Annotated in this window: 11 protein-coding genes and 1 tRNA gene; 4 read left to right on the top strand and 8 right to left on the bottom strand. The window is 56.5% G+C overall.

The window, feature by feature from the left end; translation table 11 throughout:
* The first annotated feature begins 16 nt into the window (after positions 1–16).
* The 4 genes from AC559A_RS08950 (at position 17) to AC559A_RS08935 (ending at position 10,520) form a co-directional block, all read left to right on the top strand.
* Positions 17–2,269 carry a PAS domain S-box protein gene (locus AC559A_RS08950; protein WP_498817577.1) on the top strand — a complete coding sequence of 751 codons (2,253 nt, stop codon included), beginning with the start codon at positions 17–19 and terminating at the stop codon, positions 2,267–2,269.
* Positions 2,270–2,352: 83 nt separating this feature from the next.
* A complete protein-coding gene (locus tag AC559A_RS08945) occupies positions 2,353–7,032 on the top strand; it encodes a PAS domain S-box protein (protein WP_498817575.1) in 4,680 nt (1,559 codons plus the stop codon).
* Between the two features lie 99 nt (positions 7,033–7,131).
* Positions 7,132–8,400 carry an HDOD domain-containing protein gene (locus AC559A_RS08940; RefSeq protein WP_498817573.1) on the top strand — a complete coding sequence of 423 codons (1,269 nt, stop codon included), beginning with the start codon at positions 7,132–7,134 and terminating at the stop codon, positions 8,398–8,400.
* Complete coding sequence (locus AC559A_RS08935) at positions 8,397–10,520, top strand: PAS domain-containing hybrid sensor histidine kinase/response regulator (protein ID WP_498817571.1); 2,124 nt, start codon at positions 8,397–8,399, stop codon at positions 10,518–10,520. The genes AC559A_RS08940 and AC559A_RS08935 overlap by 4 nt, the downstream gene beginning before the upstream one ends.
* 285 nt (positions 10,521–10,805) lie before the next feature.
* Here AC559A_RS08935 and AC559A_RS08930 read toward each other — a convergent pair.
* From AC559A_RS08930 to AC559A_RS08895, 8 genes are all read right to left on the bottom strand, one after another.
* A tRNA-Leu gene (locus AC559A_RS08930) sits at positions 10,806–10,892 on the bottom strand.
* A gap of 81 nt (positions 10,893–10,973) precedes the next feature.
* Positions 10,974–12,959, bottom strand: coding sequence for a transketolase (gene tkt, locus AC559A_RS08925; RefSeq protein WP_498817569.1), 1,986 nt, complete (start codon positions 12,957–12,959; stop codon positions 10,974–10,976).
* Between the two features lie 15 nt (positions 12,960–12,974).
* On the bottom strand, positions 12,975–13,424 hold the full coding sequence (rpiB, locus tag AC559A_RS08920; protein ID WP_498817567.1) for a ribose 5-phosphate isomerase B: 450 nt from the start codon (positions 13,422–13,424) through the stop codon (positions 12,975–12,977).
* A 25-nt stretch (positions 13,425–13,449) separates the two neighbouring features.
* Positions 13,450–13,842 carry a hypothetical protein gene (locus AC559A_RS08915; protein WP_498817566.1) on the bottom strand — a complete coding sequence of 131 codons (393 nt, stop codon included), beginning with the start codon at positions 13,840–13,842 and terminating at the stop codon, positions 13,450–13,452.
* A gap of 99 nt (positions 13,843–13,941) precedes the next feature.
* Positions 13,942–14,724 carry a hypothetical protein gene (locus AC559A_RS08910; protein ID WP_498817564.1) on the bottom strand — a complete coding sequence of 261 codons (783 nt, stop codon included), beginning with the start codon at positions 14,722–14,724 and terminating at the stop codon, positions 13,942–13,944.
* A 289-nt stretch (positions 14,725–15,013) separates the two neighbouring features.
* Positions 15,014–16,723, bottom strand: a complete 1,710-nt coding sequence (locus tag AC559A_RS08905) for a tetratricopeptide repeat protein (RefSeq protein ID WP_498817562.1) — start codon at positions 16,721–16,723, stop codon at positions 15,014–15,016.
* A 92-nt stretch (positions 16,724–16,815) separates the two neighbouring features.
* Complete coding sequence (locus AC559A_RS08900) at positions 16,816–17,589, bottom strand: HD domain-containing protein (RefSeq protein ID WP_035261365.1); 774 nt, start codon at positions 17,587–17,589, stop codon at positions 16,816–16,818.
* Entirely contained in the window at positions 17,573–18,745 is a 1,173-nt protein-coding gene (locus AC559A_RS08895; RefSeq protein WP_498817560.1) for a sigma-70 family RNA polymerase sigma factor, read from the bottom strand. The genes AC559A_RS08900 and AC559A_RS08895 overlap by 17 nt, the downstream gene beginning before the upstream one ends.
* Positions 18,746–18,960: the final 215 nt, after the last annotated feature.

Below are 18,960 nucleotides of genomic sequence, written 5' to 3'. Positions count from 1 at the left end.
TTGACAGAGGATTCGCATGGACAAAGATTTTAACGCCGGAAATGAGCAATTGCGCAAGCAGGCCGAAGCGCTATTGGCCGACACATCAAGGCCTGTCGAGGATCTCCCGCCGGAAAAGGTCAGGGAGCTGATCCATGATTATCAGGTCAATCAGATCGAACTGGAACTGCAAAACGAGGAACTGCGCAATGCCCAGAGACAGTTGGAATCCGTCAAAGAACGTTACGCGGAGCTTTTCAACATTGCCCCGGCTGGGTACCTGATCATTGATCAGGCAGGGGTCATCTTCCAGACGAACAAGACATTCGCAGCCATGATTGGCCTCGAGCCCCATCACCTGATTGGCAAGCCTTTGGCGGACTTGATGGTCTCCACTGACCGGTCCGCGTTCTACGGCCGCTTCAAGTCGTTTTTCAATAATCCCGAGAAGAAGCACCTCGACTTCAGATTGAACGCTAAGGCCGGAGAGCTTGAGGTCAGGTGCACGGGACGCGTGGAGAACATCCATTACGGACAACAAGAAAAACAAACTGTCCGGCATCTTTTACTCGTCCTCAACGACCGCAGCTCTCAAGCCCGCTTCGAACGCCGGCAGCAACTCGTGGCCCGAATTCTCGCAATTCTCAACAACTCGCAAGATCTCGCCAATGGTATCAATCTTATCCTGGAAAGCATCCAGCAGGAAACAGGGATCGACGCATGCGGCATTCGTCTGCGTAAGGGAGACGACTTCCCCTATTATGCTCATCATGGTTTCTCCAAGGATTTTCTGCATCAGGAGAACACCTTATTGGCGCGTGACTCGCATGGGGATGTCTGCAGGAATTCCGCCGGGGAGCCCGCATTGGAATGCACCTGCGGCTTGGTTCTTACAGGGCAGACTGACCCCTCAAACCCGCTGTTCACGCCCAATGGTAGTTGCTGGACCAATGATTCGTTCCCGTTGCTGGAACTGCCGGGAAATCAAGACCCCAGGCTTCATCCCAGAAACACATGCATCCACCAAGGGTATCAATCCGTGGCCCTTGTACCGGTGCGGGCGAACCTGGAAATCGTGGGTCTGCTCCAGCTCAATGATCACCGCAAGGACTTTTTCGACCTGGACTTGATTCACTTCCTTGAAAAGATCAGCGATAGCATCGGTATAGCCCTGATGCGCCTCCAGGATACCCAGCAAATCAAGGAAAGCGAGGAACGGTTTCGCTCCATCGTGGAAGGAGCACCTGATGCGGTTTTCGTGCAAACCGATCTCAAGTTCGCCTACCTGAACCAGGCTGCCCTGGCTCTCTTTGGCGCGCATTCCCAGTCGGAGCTGCTCAGGCAGTCCGTGATGGACCGCTCCCCCGAGGAGTTCCGCGAACAGGTTCAAAAGAGGACCAGGCTCCTCAACGAGCAGAAACAGGCCGTGCCAAATCTGGAACAGGTCTATCTTCGCCTGGATGCAACCAGGGTGCCGGTGGAAGTGTCCGCGGTGCCCATCACCTATCAAGGGGAGGATGGAGCCCTGGTTTTTGTTCGCGAAATCAGTGAGCGCAAGCGAGCCGAGGCCGAAATCAGGAACAAGACCGAACAACTACAACACCTCTTGGCCGAAAAGGACAAGCTCTTCACCATCATTGCCCACGACCTCAAGTCACCCATGTCCGGCCTTGTGGGATCGACGCAAATGCTGGCGATGGAACCTGAGCTCTTTTCCGAACAGGATTTCCGCTTTCTTGCGAAGGAAATGCACAAAAACGCTGTCAACACTTTTGAACTTCTTGAAGACCTGCTGCAATGGTCACGCATGAGCCAGGGGGGCATAGATTATGCGCCCACGTCGAGCAGCCTGAACGACCTGATGACCATGGGGCTCTCCACCGGCCAGGACATGGCCAGGGCCAAGGATATCACAATCCGCAAAGATTTCCCCCAAGGTCTGACGGTTCTTGTCGACCAGCCCATGCTCAAGACCGTGATCCGCAATGTCCTCTTCAATGCGATCAAGTTCACCCACCGGGGCGGCGAGATCGTCATCAGGGCTCGCCAGGAAGGGCGGACGGTCAGGGTGTCGATTCAGGATAACGGCATCGGAATGAAGGAGCATGTGTTGTCCACACTCTTCACCCTGGATAAAGAGAAACGGCAGTTGGGCACGGAAGGCGAAAAGGGAACCGGCCTGGGGCTGGTCCTGTGCAAACAGTTCATCGAGCAGCACGGCGGGGAAATCCGGGCGGAAAGTGTGCTGGGCAAGGGGACCACGGTGTGTTTCACCCTACCTGCGAAGTAAGCCAGGATGCCTTCAACCGTTGAACTGTGAACCGTAGAACCGTGAACCTTCCCACTTTTTCCTCGAACCCCTTGGAGTCCTTCATGCCCAAGCGATCACCAGCCCAAAACGGACCCAACCCTGTGCCGGGCGTCGATCTTCAGGACATCTTCGATAACGCGCCCATCGGCATTTTCTCCTCCACGCCCGAGGGGCGCTTTATCTCGGCCAACCCTGCCCTTGCCAGGATGTATGGCTATGATTCGCCAGATGAACTGATCGAAGCGGTCACGGACATCGCAACCCAGGTGTATGCCGACCCGGAAGACCGGAAGGAATTCATCCGGTTGCTTGAAGAGCACGGCGAGGTGGTCAATCACGAATGTCGGTTTCGTCAGAGGGACGGGGCAATCTTCTGGGTGTCTCGCAACGCACGGGCGATTCGGGATCAGACTGGTGCGATAATTTACTATCAAGGCTTCACCACGGACATATCCGCACGGAAACAGGCTGATGAAGGATTGCGAGAACAGACGCAACGACTCAATTCCATTACGGAAAACATGTTTGACTTGGTGTCCATTACCGACCTGGAGGGCAACTATACGTACCTCGCGCCTTCCCATGCCGTTCTGGGGTATGACCTGGACGCAATGATCGGCGCAAACGTCATGGAGCATGTCCACCCTGATGACTACCAGGCAGTTGCAACCGCTTTTGCGGTTTTTTTGGCCAACAGGGAGGACGGACGAAAGGTCGAGTACAGGTACCGTCGGGCGGATGGGAGCTATCTCTGGTTTGAGACCGTCGGAAAGTTCATTCATGACGAACACGGCAATCCAGAAAAAATTCTGTTCAGCACAAGAGACTTTACGGCACGCAAACAGGCCGAGGATGCCTTGGAAAAACGTCTGGTGGCGCTTACACAGCCGCTGGACAGTTCCGAATGGTTTGGTTTTGATCAACTGTTCAGCATTGCCGAACTGCAGCGCCTGCAGGATGATTTCGCCAAGGCAACCAATGTGGCGGCTCTGATCACGCATCCCGACGGTACACCCATCACTGCACCGACCAACTTTTGTCGTTTGTGCGAAATAATTCGCAAAACCGAAATCGGCCATGCCAACTGCATCAAGTCTGACTCCGAATTGGGGCGCATGAATCCTGGCGGACCCGTAGTGCAGACTTGCCTGAGCGGCGGTCTCTGGGATGCTGGTGCAGCCATTTATGTTGGCGACCGTCACATCGCCAACTGGCTTATCGGTCAAGTGCGCGACGAGGAGCAGGACGAGGATAAAATACGCGCTTACGCCCGAACTATTGGTGTCGATGAAGATGTCGCGGCAGAAGCCTTTCGTGAAGTGCCTGCAATGTCACGCCAGCAGTTTGAGCAGATTGCCAACGCGCTCTTTACACTCGCCACCCAGCTTTCAAACTCCGCGTACCAGAATCTGCAGCAGGCACGGTTCATCACCGACCGCAAGCGGGCAGAACAAGCATTGCGGGAAAGCGAGCAGCGCCTCATCCAGGAAGTGGAACAACGCCGCTATGCTGAGACCTACCTGGATACTATCCTCAACGCTGTCCCAGATCCTGTATTCGTTAAAGACATGAATCACCGCTGGATACGGCTAAATGAAGCTTTCTGCGCATTTATGGGCCGTTCTGGCGAGGAATTACTCGGCAAATCCGACTACGAATTTTTCCCCAGGGAAGAAGCGGATGTATTCTGGGAAAAAGACAAATTTGTTTTTGAAACCGGAGAGTGTAACATTAGCGAAGAGTATTTTACCGACTTGAATGGTGTGCGGCATGCGATCTCCACCAAGAAAACGTTACTTACAATGCCCGATACTGGTGAAAAACTACTGGTTGGTGTGATTCGCGACATCACTGAGATTAAGCAGACTGAGACGGCGCTACAAAAAAGCCAGAGCCTGTTCAAAAAAGTCTTCGAATTATTGCCCATCGGTTTGTGGATTGCGGACAAGAACGGAAAACTCATGCAGGGCAATCCGGCAGGTGTAAGTATTTGGGGGATGGAGCCCAAAGTTGATCACAGTGAATACGGTGTATTCAAGGCCAGACGCCTTCCTTCCGGGCAGGAAATTGCTCCAGAAGACTGGGCCTTAGCACACTCCGTGAATAAGAAGGTAACCATAATTGATGAACTACTGGAAATCGACGCTTTTGACGGCAAGAAAAAAATTATCCTCAATTATACTGCACCAGTGCTTGACGAACAGGAAAATGTTGAAGCTGCCATTGTTGTCAATCGGGACATTACGGAACGTTATTTGGCTGAGGAGGAATTGCGCTTCAAGAATGCACTGCTGGAGGGGATCATGGAGAGCTGCCACACCCCCATTTTCTCTCTGGACCGCGAATACCGATACACCAGTTTCAATAAAAGGCATTTCCAGGGGATGAAGGCGCTGTATGGCGTGGACATCAAGATTGGACAAAGTCTTTATGAATATCAAACCATTGAGGAGGACAAGGAGATTTCCCGTCGTAATCTGGATCGGGCCTTGCGTGGTGAATCGTTCATAGATGAGGCTTTTTCCGGCAATCAGGACCTTTCCAGGGTGTATTTAGAAGTCGCCCATAGCCCGATCCGTGACGAGCATGGCCAGGTCATCGGTGTCAGTATTTTTTCCCGGGACATTACCGATCGCAAGCGGGCTGAAGATGAGCTGCGGGAAAGCGAAGAGCGTTTCAAGGCTCTTCACAATGCATCTTTCGGCGGCATCACCATTCACGATAAAGGCATCATCCTGGAGTGCAACCATGGGCTCTCGGAAATTTCCGGGTTTAGTTATGATGAGCTTATCGGAATGGATGGACTGCTCCTGATAGCAGAAAAGTCCCGTGAAGTGGTGATGAGCAATATTCTTGCCGGGTATGAAAAACCCTATGAAGCTTTCGGATTACGCAAAAATGGGGAAGAATATCCTCTTCGCCTTGAGGCGAGAAATATTCCATACAAGGGTAAAATGGTTCGAGTTGTTGAATTCAGGGACATCACAGAGCAGAAACGAGCCGAAGAGGCACTGCAAGAGAGTGAAGCACGTTTCCGCAATCTGTTTGAGAATGTGCCCACTGTCGCAGTCCAGGGATATGCGATGGACGGCATAACGCTCTTCTGGAATAGAGCATCTGAAGGATTCTATGGATTCTCACCGGATGAAGCTATTGGAAAGAATCTTGTGGACCTGATTATTCCAGCCGATATGCGCCAAGACGTCATTCGGGAAATGAAAGACATGTCTGAAAGCGGAATCCCGATTCCAAGCGCCGAACTTCAGCTCAAACGCAAAGATGGATCACATATTCAGGTCTATTCCAGCCATGCAATTGTCCAGAAACCTAACCAGCTACCGGAAATGTTCTGCATCGATATCGACCTGACTGATCTCAAGCGGGCCGAACAGGCTTTGATCCAGGCGAAGGAACAGGCCGAAGCCGCCAACCAGGCCAAATCCGAGTTCCTCGCCAACATGAGCCATGAAATCCGTACCCCCATCAACGGCATCATGGGCATGATGCAGCTCCTGGAGACAACGACCCTGGATGCCGATCAACAACAATATGTTAACCTCTCCAAGTCCTCGGCCAACCGGCTGACCCGGCTGCTCTCGGATATCCTGGACCTGTCCAGGGTCGAGGCGGGGAAGATGGATATCTTTGAGGCCGAATTCAAGGTCCAGGACGTTGGCGATTCGGTTTCCGATTTGTTCAAGGTCACGGCCAGGGACAAGGGCGTCAATCTGGAATGTGCCATTGATCCGGATATCCCCGCGCACCTCCTCGGCGACGAGGCGCGAGTCAGGCAGGTTGTGTTCAACCTGGTGGGCAATGCCTTGAAGTTTACAAAACAAGGTTATGTCCGGCTGGAAATGACCTCGCTGGGCACCGGCAAGGATGACGCCTTCAATATGCTTTTCTCAATCTCCGACACGGGCATTGGCATCCCGGAAGACAAGCTGGACAGCCTGTTCCAGCCCTTTGTCCAGGTGGACGGCTCCTACACCCGCAGCTTCCAGGGGGCCGGTTTGGGGTTGGCCATTGTCAAACGTCTTGTGGGCCTTATGGGCGGGAAGATTTCCATGCAAAGCGTCGTTGGCGAAGGGACCACGGTGCGTGTGCTTCTGCCCTTCAAATTGCCCGAGGGAGTGAGCATTGCCGCTGAGCAAGAGTCAGGAAATTTGGCCGAAGCAAAGCGAAGTCTGCGCATCCTGCTGGCCGAGGACGAACCGTCCAATGCCATGCCGATCATGAAACTGCTGGAAAAGGCGGGACACACCGTGACCCTGGCCGAGGACGGACAGCAGGTCCTGGACCTGTATCAAGGTCAGGACTTCGACGTGATCCTGATGGACGTGCAGATGCCCGTGCTGAACGGCGTGGAAGCGACGCGGCGCATCCGCGCCATTGAGGTTCAGGGAGGGGTTCACGGTTCACGTGGAAAGGTTCACGGTTCAACGGTTGGCAAGATAGCGGTTGACGGTATTGATGTAGGGGCGCACCGCGGTGCGCCCGACGGAGTTGCGCAAAATGCAACCCATCCCGACGACACCACGGCCCCAACCGTGAACCGTGAACCGTTGAACCGTGAACCCAGAATCCCCATCATCGCCCTGACCGCCTACGCCATGCTCGGAGATCGGGAGAAGTTTCTTGAAGCAGGCATGGACGATTATCTGGCCAAGCCGGTGCGCATGGAGGACCTGGAGAAGGCCTTGGGGCAGGGCTTTCGACATGGTGGAGGAGTTAATGCGTAGATCGGTAGAGCACTTGTCTGATCAGCGGATATCAGGAGTGGACAAGTAGCCTTTTGCTGAACAACAATTCGGCCTAATCTTGGTTGAGGTGAGAAACATATGGGCCTTGTAAATATCGACTTTGTTGAGCCTGGGATGGTTTTGGCATCGGACCTGTTGACTCCTGAGGGACGTTTTCTGCTTCCCAAGGGAACTGTGCTTGAGGATAGGACCATCAAGACCTGCAAATCCTGGGGGGTCAGACAGGCGGACGTGCCTGGGCAGGACCAGCAACGCTTGCATGAGGCCAAGATGGCCTTAATCGACCAGGAACTGCTCGAAAAGAGCCGACTGTTTTTGCGGCCGTGGCTGCGCAACGCGAACGTGGACCATCCGGCAATGGCTGAAATTTCCAGGATCGCCCTCGAAAGGACCGCACAGCAATTGGCCGACGGGGGTGTTTTGCCCCAGGACGATGGACGGCTCAAGCAGCCGACAGATCTACCCGACCCTCCCATTTCGCCGGAAGAGGGGGTCCGGGCGGCCCTGCGCCTTGTCCGAGGTGAGACGGAATTAATCTCCCTGCCGACAACGTTTCATAAAGTCATGGAGGTCATGGAATCGCCCACGAGTTCCGCGTTCCATATCGCCGAGGTTGTCGGCAAGGACAGTAGCCTCACAGCCAAGCTCTTAAAGCTGGTGAACAGCGCCTTTTACGGATTTCCTTCCAAGGTTGATTCCATCAGCAGGGCCGTGGCCCTTGTGGGCACCAAAGAGCTGACCTCTCTGGCCATGGGTATTTCCGTGGTCGAAGTTTTTGACGGCATCCCATTGGACGTGCTGGACATGAAGGATTTCTGGGAACACAGCATCAGTTGTGGGGTTTATGCAAGTTTGCTTTCTTCCAACTGTAAGGGAGGGAGTGACGAGCGTTTTTTCGTGGGCGGCCTGCTCCATGACCTGGGGCGGTTGCTGATGATCAAGGAGTCCCCCGAGCGTTGTTTGGACGCCATGGCCTTGTCCAGGTTCGAAGGGATTCCTTTGTTTCATGCGGAACAAAGGCTGTTTGGATATGACCATGCCAAGGTGGGCGGGATGCTTTGCAAAGGCTGGAGAATGCCCTCGACCTTGGAGCACATGGTTCGTTACCACCACGAGCCAAGCAATTCAAAGTATATCCAGGATGTGAGCACTATCCATCTGGCCAACACCTTGGCCCTGGCCGTCGGTTCCGGAGCCAGTGGGGAGGGGGTGTTTCCTCATTTACATAATGCGGCCTGGGAAATCCTTAAGCTTGATATCGCTGACCTGGCTCCAATGGTTCAGCAGGCCCAAAGACAGATTGATGAAATTTTCCATATTTTTTTCAACAGGAAGCACCCAACATGAGTTCCGCTGAAGATCGCATTGCTCGTCTTGAGGAAGAAGTCCGCTTCCTGCGCGAGCAACGGCGTCACTCAATTGATGCCCTGGAAATGGCTGCCAGTTTAGGCTCCTTTGACATGTCCGCAGACAAGTCCATGAATAGAGAGTCCCTTTTGCGTGAAACGGCGCATCGCCTTAAGACTCTGATCAAGTTCAAGGCCGTGTCATTGTATCTTGTGGATGAGCCTTCCAACTCCTTTTATCAAGCCTTTTGCGATGTCCCGGAAGTTGGGGAGGCCCTTGGGATTGAAGTTGAACAGCTTATAGAGGATCACTATTTTGCCTGGGTTCTCAAGCGCAACAAACCTGTTGTTTTAGCGAGTAAGGTCAGCAAAAACGTGCTTTTGCTGCGCTCGGTGGCTACACCGCACCGCACCAGGGGCATGTTTGTCGGCATCCTGGACCAGGACAAGTCAGAGATTTCCGACACCAGCTTTGCCCTGCTTTCCATCGTATTGCTCTCCTGTGCGTCTGCATTGGAAAGTATCGAGACCTACACGCACATACGCAAGTTGAACAAAGAGCTGGCGAAGTATGCCGAGCATACGGAACGCTTGTATCAGGATATTTTTGAAAACACACCTGTGGGGATTTTCTGGACGATTCCAGGGGGGCAATTTCTCAAGGTCAACTCCTATTTTGCCCGAATGGCGGGCTATGACTCGTCAGCTCAGATGCTACGTGAAGGTAAGATCATCACAGAACAGTTATATTATGATCCTGCTGACGGCCGTCGATATCAGGCATTGATGGATGAGCCGGGCCTGATTGTGAACTGGGAGGTGCGGGTCAAGAAACGGGACGGCACCATGTTCTGGGCACTGGTAAGTTCAAGGGCCGTCCGTGACCAAGGCAACGAGGTGCTTTACCACGATGGCTTTGTGCTGGACATTTCGGCACGCAAGGAAGCGGAGCAAACCCTCATCCATGCCAAGGAGAAAGCCGAGGCCGCCAACCGGGCCAAAAGCGAATTCCTGTCCAATATGAGCCACGAACTACGCACGCCCTTCAACGGCATCATGGGCATGATGCAACTCTTGCAGACCACATCTCTGGACGAGGAACAACAGAAATTCGTTGCCGCTGCCATCCAGTCATCGGACCGTTTCACCCGCCTCCTTTCGGACATCCTGGACATCTCCAGCATCGAGGCAGGAAAGATGGTCATTTGTCCTGCGGAGTTCGACCTTAGCGAAATTCTGGAGTCCATCCACGGCCTGTTCACTGTAACCGCTCGGCAAAAAGGACTCGCCCTGGAATCCACCAAAGCTCCTGACGTTCCTGAGCGTATCGTGGGCGATGCGGTTCGGGTCAAGCAAATCCTGTTTAACCTGGTGGGCAACGCCTTGAAGTTCACGGACAAGGGTTCCGTCCAGCTCCACCTGGCCGCCCTTTCCGCCGCCAAAGGCGCAGACACACGAATCATGTTCTCCATTTGCGATACCGGCATCGGCATCCCTGACCACAAGTTCAAGGACTTGTTCCAACCCTTCGCCCAGGTGGACGGCTCCTACACCCGGCCTTATCAGGGCGCGGGGCTGGGCCTGGTCATTGTCCGCAGGCTTGTGGCGTTGATGGGTGGGAACATTGACGTGGAAAGCGTGGTCGGCCAAGGGACAACGGTGCATGTTGTCCTCCCCTTTGGTCTGCCGGTAGGGGACAATGCTGAACTTGATGCTGCCGTATCTCTGCCGGGAGAGGCCAAGAAGCGTCTGAACATCCTTCTGGCTGAAGACGATCCGCTGAACCAATTGTTTATGCGGTCAATCCTGAAAAAAATCGGGCATGCCGTGACCCTGGCCAATAACGGCCAGGAGGCATTGGATTTCCTGAAACAGAATGATTTCGACTGCATCCTCATGGACATTCAGATGCCGGTAATGACCGGCGACGAGGCGACAAAAGCCATCCGGGAGTCAACGTCTCTCGGCGGCAAAAGAAACATTCCGATTATCGCCGTGACCGCGCATACCCAACCCGGCGACCGGGAACGTTTTCTGGCTGTGGGTATGGACGACTACCTGGGCAAACCAGTAGGAGTCGATGATTTGGAGAAGATGCTGTCGAAACACGCTGGCCTGTAACCGCTTATTTTTAATCAGAGTATCCCGATAATCCATGAATCGTGCTTGACGGACTCTGGCTGACCAAGCCAATCTCCCGAAGAAATCTTTGGCAGGAACTCGATTATTTGAAGATTGTTGATCAGAAATCTCGAGAGTCAGGAAGTGGGACAAGGCGTGATTTTGATCTTGTAGAAAGAGGACTGCAACAGATTGGTTGGACAGGAGTTGGATAAAAAATGGATTTTGCAGGAGGTCATACAAAAAAAGGGTTTACGATTTTCATCGTAAACCCTTGATTTTCTTTGGTGCCGGGGGTCGGAATCGAACCGACACGGAGTTTCCCCCGCTGGATTTTGAGTCCAGTGCGTCTACCAGTTTCACCACCCCGGCGTAAAGGGAGGCATCTAGCTTGGGAGAGGTATGCCTGTCAAGCCTGAAGTTGTTCGTTTCCCATTGGTTCTCGTTTGGCGGCTATGCGTATTTCGCCTGGATGATTGAGACGAGGTGTTCCGGGGTGAAGCCGTATTTTTTGGCCAGGGCGCCGGCTGGGGCGGAGTCGCCGAAGTGGTCCAGGCCCAGGACGACTCCGTCGAGGCCGACGTATTTGTACCAGGGATCGGAGCGGCCGGCTTCAACGGCGACGCGTTTTTGAATCCGGGGCGGCAGGACTTCATCCTTGTAGGCTTGGGTCTGTTTCTCGAACAGTTCCAGGCACGGGGCGCTGACCACCCGGATTTTCTGGTCCGGGAGCATTTTGGCCGCTTCCAGGGCGAGGTGCACTTCGGAGCCGGTGGCGATGATCAGCATTTCCGGGGCGCCGTCGGCGGGGTCGTGCAGGACGTAGGCTCCGCGGCGAGCGGCTTCGGCTGTCTGGGGGAAGGTCTCGGGGTTCAAGACCGGAAGGTCCTGGCGGGTGAAGAGCAGGGCGGAAGGGCGCTTGTCCTGGGTCAGGGCGACCTCCATCATGACCCGGCTTTCCACGACGTCCGCCGGGCGCATCACCAGAAGATTGGGAATCAGGCGCAGGGACCAGGCGTGCTCCACGGGCTGGTGGGTCGGTCCGTCTTCCCCGACGTAGAAGGAGTCGTGGGTGTAGACATGCAGGACCGGGAGGTTCTGGATGGCGGACATGCGCACGGCGTTGCGCTGGTAGTCGGAAAAGACCAGGAAGGTCGCGCCGAAGGCCACCAAGCCGCCGTGCAGGGCGATGCCGTTGAGGATCGCGCCCATGGGGAATTCCCGCACGCCGAAGCTGAGATTGCGTCCCATGGGGTTGTCCGGGCCAAAGATGCCGGTGGTATCCCGGAACTTGGTCGTCTGGTTGGACGGGTCCAGGTCCGCCGAACCGCCCACCAGGTTCGGCAATTGGGTGATCAACTCGTTCAGGCACTGGCCGAAGGCTTTGCGCGTGGAAACCTTTTTCGTGACGTCCAGTTCCGGCCAGGTGAAGGAACGATGCGAGGGCGGAGCGACGTGCTGGTCCCAGGTTTGGGCAAAAGTCATATCCGCGGTCTTCTTCTCCTGGACGTGTCGCTTCCAGGCGTCGACTTCCCGGGTCAATTCAGGAAATCGGGCGCGGAAGTGGTTCACGGCGTCCTGGGGGAGGTAAAAGGTCTCATCTTCGGGGAGGCCGAGCTTGCCCTTGGTGGCCTTGATTTCGTCCGGGCTGAGCGGCGCGCCGTGGGTTTCAAAATCTCCTTCCATGGAGGCCGTGCCCTTGGCGATGACCGTGCGGCCGATGATCAGGGTGGGGCGGGCTGTTTCGGCCTTGGCCCGGCGGATGGCCTCGCGGATCTGGTCGTGATCGTGGCCGTCCACTTCCAGGACGTCCCAGCAAAAAGCCTCGAAGAGCTTGCGATAGTCCGTGCAGTCGGTACGGCTGGTGGGCCCGGAGAGCTGAATCTGGTTGCTGTCGTAGAACACGATCAGCTTGCCCAGCCCCCAGTGTCCGGCCAGACTGGCCGCGCCCAGGGCCACCGGTTCCTGCATGTCGCCGTCCGAAGCCAGGACATAGGTGGAGTGGTCCACCACGTCCGCGCCGAGGCGGACGGCCAGCATGCGCTCCGCCGCGGCCATGCCCACGCCCATGGCCAAGCCCTGGCCCAGGGGGCCGGTAGTGGCTTCCACCCCGGGGGTCATGTGTTCTTCGGGGTGGCCCGGGGTTCGGCTGCCCAGCTGGCGGAAGTCCTGAAGATCCTGGATGTTCAGGTGCCCGATCAGGGTCAGCAGGCTGTAAAGCAGCATGGATTCGTGTCCGGCGGAAAGCACGAAACGGTCCCGGTTGAACCAGGCCGGATCCCGAGGATCGTGGCGCAGAAACTCGTGGAACAGGACATAGGCCATGTCCGCCGACGACATGGGCCCGCCCGGATGGCCGGAATTGGCCTTTCGGGTGGCGTCCATGACCAGTCCCTTGATGACGTTGACGGCGTGTTGGTTCGGTTCGGTGGTGTTCATGGTGGCGATCCTTTCTTATAAATTGGCGTTTAGGGTTTCAATCTGCTCGATGCGGCGCTGGTGGCGCTCGCCTTCAAAGTTTGCGGCCAAAAACACGTCGACGATGCTTTTGGCCAGCTCGTCGCCCAGGACCCGCGAGCCCAGGCAGAGGACGTTGGCGTTGTTGTGCGCTCGGGTCATCCGGGCGAGGTATTCATTGGTGCACAGGGCCGCGCGGATGCCGGGAAAGCGGTTGGCGGCCATGCTCATGCCCATGCCCGTGCCGCAAATCAGGATGCCGAGATGTCCCGAAGCCAGGACGTCCCGACAAACGTCGCCGGCCACAAGGGGATAGTCGCAGGACTCCTTGGAGCGGGCTCCCAAATCCTTGACCTCGAAACCCGCTTCTTGCAGATGGCGCGTAATGGAGACTTTGAGATCAAATCCGGCATGGTCGGAGCCTATAACGACCGTAGGTGACGACATATGTTTCTCCTTGCTCGGTTGTAGGTCATGAAGTGATCGACGCGGTTGATGATTCATTGGGCAATTTCCATTTTTGAACGCGGCGTTGGACGTATTCGGTTCGCTCTTCCTTCAGCCGTGCCTTCAGGTACTCGATTTCGTCCAGCAGAAACGCGATCTGCTTGATGGCCAGCTCCTTCTCGTCGAAGATGTTCAGCTCCTGCTCGTTCTTGGCCAACTCCAGTCCGGCTCCGGCGGCTTCGATCATGCCCAGGGCATGGTATTCCTGGCGCAACCGTTTGCGCAGTTGCGCGATTTCCCAGTTGCGCAGCGCAAGCAGAAACAGCCAGGTCAATTCACTGCCAAGGACTTTCAGGCCCAGCCAGAACGAACGGTGTAACGGCATGTTTGTGCCGCCGAGGGGATTCGTGGTGGTCATGTTGCTCTCCATGTGGATATGCTTTTGTTTTCCTTGAAGGTCGTGAAGCGACCGGAAGGCCGCGGCCTGGCTCAACCCGTTCGGCTCAGTCCGTTCGGCTCAATTTGGGACGGTCCATACGGTGGAACCGGGGGGCACGTCCAGTCGCAAGTCTTCGGCCCGCCACGGCTCAACGGCCGTTTCCAGGCGCTGGACGCGGATCACCGCGGACTGATCTCCCTGGACCAGGCTGACGCGGCGCGGCCTGGAAGGAGTGTCGCTTTCCCACTGGTCCACGGACACGGTCCAGCCGCCGTGGTCCGGACCGCGTACGGACGCTGGCCGCCCGTCGAACGCCAGAACCAGGATCAGGGGCGTGAAATGCCCGGTCACGTGGAATTCCAGCATATCGTCGACCAGGCGGACGGCCTCGTATTCCGAGGGAACGAGAGTTTGCCAACATCCGAGAAAGATCTGAGCCAGGGCGTCCAGGCGCACCGGCATGAACAGCCCCGTGGTCCGCGCGCCTTCCTGGACCGTCTTCGCGACGTAGGCCTCCCTGGAAGCGGGAAGATATCCGAGCCATCCGCCGCGGTCCTCCCGCCAGTGGGCCAGCATGGCGCCCACGCCGGCCTGAACGTCCAAGCGGATGGGAAAGTCCGTCCGACCCCACATGGAAACAATGAATCGGGAGTGTCGGTCCGGAGCGGAGAAGTTGACGCTGGCCCGCAGGGAGAAATCCTCGGGGTGACAGTCCTGAACGAACGACGCTTGGAACAGCGACCAGACGACCGAGGCTCGGTCCGGGTCGTCATATCCGGGCGGCAACGGCTTCGGTCCGCAAGCGCTCAGCAGGGCGCAGACGGTGAGCAGGACCCAAGGCAATTTGTAACTATTCAGCATAGAGTACTACCGTTGCCGGAGTCGGTATCGGAGTCGGGATCGGGATCGACAACGCTGGGAAGCGTTCAAAATTTTTCCTGTTCCGATTCCGATTCCGATAGCGACCCCGACTCCGATTGCCGGAGCAAGGGCGGACACAAAATGTGCTGAGTAGATACCCACAATTTTTTGAGTCGTTCCGGCGCAAGCGGCCGACGCCGGAAGCAGGCGTGCCCGAATCCACGAAACGACGCGCACGACAGGAATCATGAGGGGTGCCCCTCTCGGATATGACGATCCGGATCGACTCTCAAAGCGCGTTCAACTTTTGCCGTATCGCGTCAGGATCTTGGGGGTGGTGGCGCAGGGCGTTGCGGTAGCCCTTGCGGGCTTCGGCGGTTTTTCCGAGGGCTGCGGCGATGTCGCCGTAGTGTTCCCAGATGATCGGATCGTCGGCCATGATTTCCACCGCGGACTGAATGTGCCGCCAGGCCAGATCCAGATTGCCCAGCTGGAAGTGCACCCAGGCCAGGGAGTCGATGATGTGGCCGCTGCCGGGCTTGAGTTGCAGAGAACGTTCGATGAGCACCAGGGCCCGTTCCAGTTCGCGCTCTTCCTGGGCCAGGGTGTAGCCGATGAAATTCAGGGCCTCGGCATGGTCCGGATCCAGGACGATGATCTCCTCCATGGTCCGCAGGGCCTCCTGGCGTCGGCCCATCTGTTCCTGAAGAAAACCCAAGCGATAGAGCACGTCGGTGTCTCCGGGCCACTTTTGGCGAGCGATCTCCAGCAGGCTTGAGGCCTGGGAGATTTCGTCCTCACCCAACAGAATTTCGGCCTCCAGCAGCAGAAAATCACTCATGTTCGAAAACAGGTCTTGCCCTTCCCGGGCCAGTTGCCGGGCGTCCTCGTGGCGATCCAGTTGCAGCAGCAAATAACCCTGAAAGCTCAGAGCCCGGGCGTAGTGCGGATGGTCTTCCGGAATCCTGCCCAGGTAAAACAGGGCTTGTTCCGGGTCATTGTCCCCTTCGTAAGCGACCAACGCGCGGTAAAAGTCGGCCTCCGGCAAACCGTCCTCTTCGGGCAGGGCGTCGAGCACGGCACCGGCTTCCTGGAAGAGGTTTTCGCGGATGAAGAGCAATGCGACTTCCAGGATGAAGCTTTCCCGTCCCTCCTGCCCCAGGGCGAAGGAAAGCGCCTTGTCCGGTTGGTTCAGCTTGATGTTGACCTGGATCATGCGCAGCAGGATTTCGTCCGCGTCCGGGCGGAGGTCGAGAATGCGACTGTAGGTTTCCTCGGCTTGAACCAAGTCGCCTTCGCTTTCATACAAAAAGGCCAGTTCGGCCATGGCCTCCAGGAAATTCGAGTCTTGCTCCAGGGCCTTCTTGAGAAACTCTTCCGTCTGGCGGACCAACCCGAGCCCGGAGTTGCTTCTGGCCAGCAACAACAACACCTCGGCCGTCCGTTCCGATTCGGGGATGACCTGGAGCACGTCCGCGGCTTGGGAAAAGCGGGAATACTGCAAGAGCAGGGCGGCCATGTTCCGGCGCATGGCCCAATCCCGAGGGTGGCGTCGCAGGTATTCGTCCATGGTCGCGATGGCCTCCTCCACCATGTCGTCGGCAAGGTAGGTGTTGACCAGGGCGGAGGGGAGGGTTTGGTCTTCAGGAAACGATTCCATGGAGCGGCGCAAAACCGTCCTGGCTTCAGCGTTTCGGCCTTCCCGCCAGTAGGAGTTGGCCAGTTCCATTGCCAAAAAGGGCGAAGGGTCCAGGGCCAAGGCCAGGGCCAAGGCTTCACGGGCGCCTTCCTGGTCGTCCGTACGGGCCAGGTCCTGGGCTTCCAGGTAGGCCAGCACGGCCTGGGCCGAGGGCGTCAGTTCATGCTCCGGGTCGGCGATGGTCGCGGCCGGGAACGGTTCCGGAGTGAATGTAACCTTCGGGGCGCATGCGGCCATGGAAAAGGCGAAGGCCAGGCCGAACAGCAAAAAAAGACACTTCAGCGGCGAATGGGCGGTCACGGAGATAAATCCTTAGTTACGGAGCGATTGACGAAGTTGATCGGAGCGCGACGGCCCGTAAAGGGCGCGCTTGATCCGAATGGGCGCGCTGATCAGTTTCTCGTGGACATTGCCTGATTCTGGGATGGGCAATGCCGTTGCAAAAGCGTGTACAGTCGATTGCCGAGATTGAGGCCCAGGTCGATGAATTCCGGGCCGAACGTCTTTCCGACTTCGGTGCGGAACGTGTTCGCGATGGAGCGGATGCGTTCGACGCCCTCCGGAAATTTGGCCAGGATCTCGCGCAGACACCATTCCTCGTAATCGCAGATTTCCCAGAGCGTGGTGCCGAAGTTGTCCGGTCCCCAACGAAATTTGTCCGCGTCGTACAAGCAGGATGCCAGCAGTTCTTCTAAATGATCGAATGAGGTTTCCATCGGGCGGAAGGCCTCATGGTTGCGGATGGCGAAGGCGATCATCTCCTTGTCCCTATCCGTCAAGGGGAAGTCGGCCAAAATTTGAAAGGAGAGTTCGGCTCCCCGGAGCGCGTGCTCCGGCTCCAGGCGGCAGATGTCGTGCTGCAATCCACTTAACTGCGCCAAAAGACACAGATGCCTGGCCTGGTCCATGCCCCAGGCCCGGGCCTCGGCCAGGGCAATGGCCCCGGATTCCACGGCGACCTTTTTGGCATGTTCGATTCCGTGGCCGTAGTCGTCGGCGAGAAACGGTAGAACGTCCTCGCAGCATCGGACGACCAGGGGGTGATCGAAAAACAATTCCTTGGAAAAGGCCAATTCCGGCGCGAACCGGTCGTAAAAACGCGGCGGAGGTTGAACCCCGGCCAAGCTTTTGGCCTCCTGTTTCACCAACTCAAGTTCTTTCAACATGGTCTTCCGTTCCTTTATCGGTCGCGGTTGCCAGGTTATGTGAGAAATTATCCCTGATTTTTTCGATTAAACGGGCCTCGATCTGGCGGACCCGTTCACGGGTGATATTATATTTCTCTCCGATCTCGCGAAGCGTCACGGGCTCCTCGTTCATCAGGCGCTGCTCCAGGACGTCCCGTTCCTTGTCGTTGAGTTCGGGCATCATCTTCTGGATTTGTTTTTTGAGCAGGACGACCATTTGCTCTTCGGCCAGGAGGTCGTCCACGGGCGTGCTCAGCGCGGGCAGCATGTCCATGCGGGTCATGCTGGTGTCTTCGGAAAACGGGGCGTCCAGGGACATGTCCGAACTGCCCAGCCGCTGGTCCATCTCCGTGATGTCCTGTTCGCTGACGTTGAGGCTCTTGGACAGGGAAGCCGTGCTGGCGTCGAAACCCTGATTGAGCAGGCGTTGGCGCTCCTTGCCAAGGTTGTAGAAGAGCTTGCGCTGGGTCTGGGTCGTGCCGACCTTGACCATGCGCCAGTTGTCCATGATGAACTTGAGAATGTAGGCTTTGATCCAGAATGAAGCGTAGTAGGAAAACTTGATGCCCCGTTCCGGGTCGAACTTCTGCACGGCCTTCATCAGGCCGACGTTGCCTTCCTGGATCAGGTCCAGGATGTTTTGCATCCAGCTGCGTTGAAAGTCCATGGCAATGCGGACCACGAGACGCAGGTGGGAAGAGATCAGCCGAAACGCGGCCTTGGTGTCGTTTTGCTCCCGGTATTGGCGGATCAGGGTGAACTCTTCATCCGGCTTGAGCATCGGAAACCGGTTCACTTCCCGCAGATAGAGCTGCATTGAGTCCCGGATCGCCGGGGAGGAGGGCGTCAGGGAAAGGTCGATGGGCCCTGGGGCGTCAGCGATATCGGGGACGTCAAGAACGGCGTCTTTTTCACCCTCAAACCTCCCCTTGGGTGGTGTCTCGGGTTGAATATCGGATTCGATATCCAGTTCGACTTCGGGATCAACCGCGTCTTCGGACATGTCGTCGGTCACGTCGGTCGCCAAATCGTCCGCCAAATCGTCCGAAGGTTCGGCATGATGGAAACCCTGCTTCAGTCGGGATGAACCTTTGGAAGCAGTCGCGGTTGCGGCGACTCGAGTCTTTTGCTTCATGCGGGAAGTATCCGGTTGCTCGGTCCGTTCGGGTGGGAGCGCATCGGGTGCGGGTGAACCGCGGCGGGTGAAACGAAGGGTTCCGGTGGCTTGGGTCCCAGGGTCATGATCGGTGATCCTATATTTTTTATTTGTCCTTTTCAATGTTTTTCAGTAAGCGTTCCTTTTTCGGGGTAACGTCTCGATAATGCGAGGCTTCACCGAGTCGTGGAAAA

Source organism: Desulfonatronum zhilinae (genome assembly GCF_900182865.1).
In the GTDB taxonomy this organism is placed as follows: domain Bacteria; phylum Desulfobacterota; class Desulfovibrionia; order Desulfovibrionales; family Desulfonatronaceae; genus Desulfonatronum; species Desulfonatronum lacustre.
The sequence above is the reverse complement of the archived record's forward strand: the minus strand, read 5'-3'. Positions and strand labels throughout refer to the sequence as shown.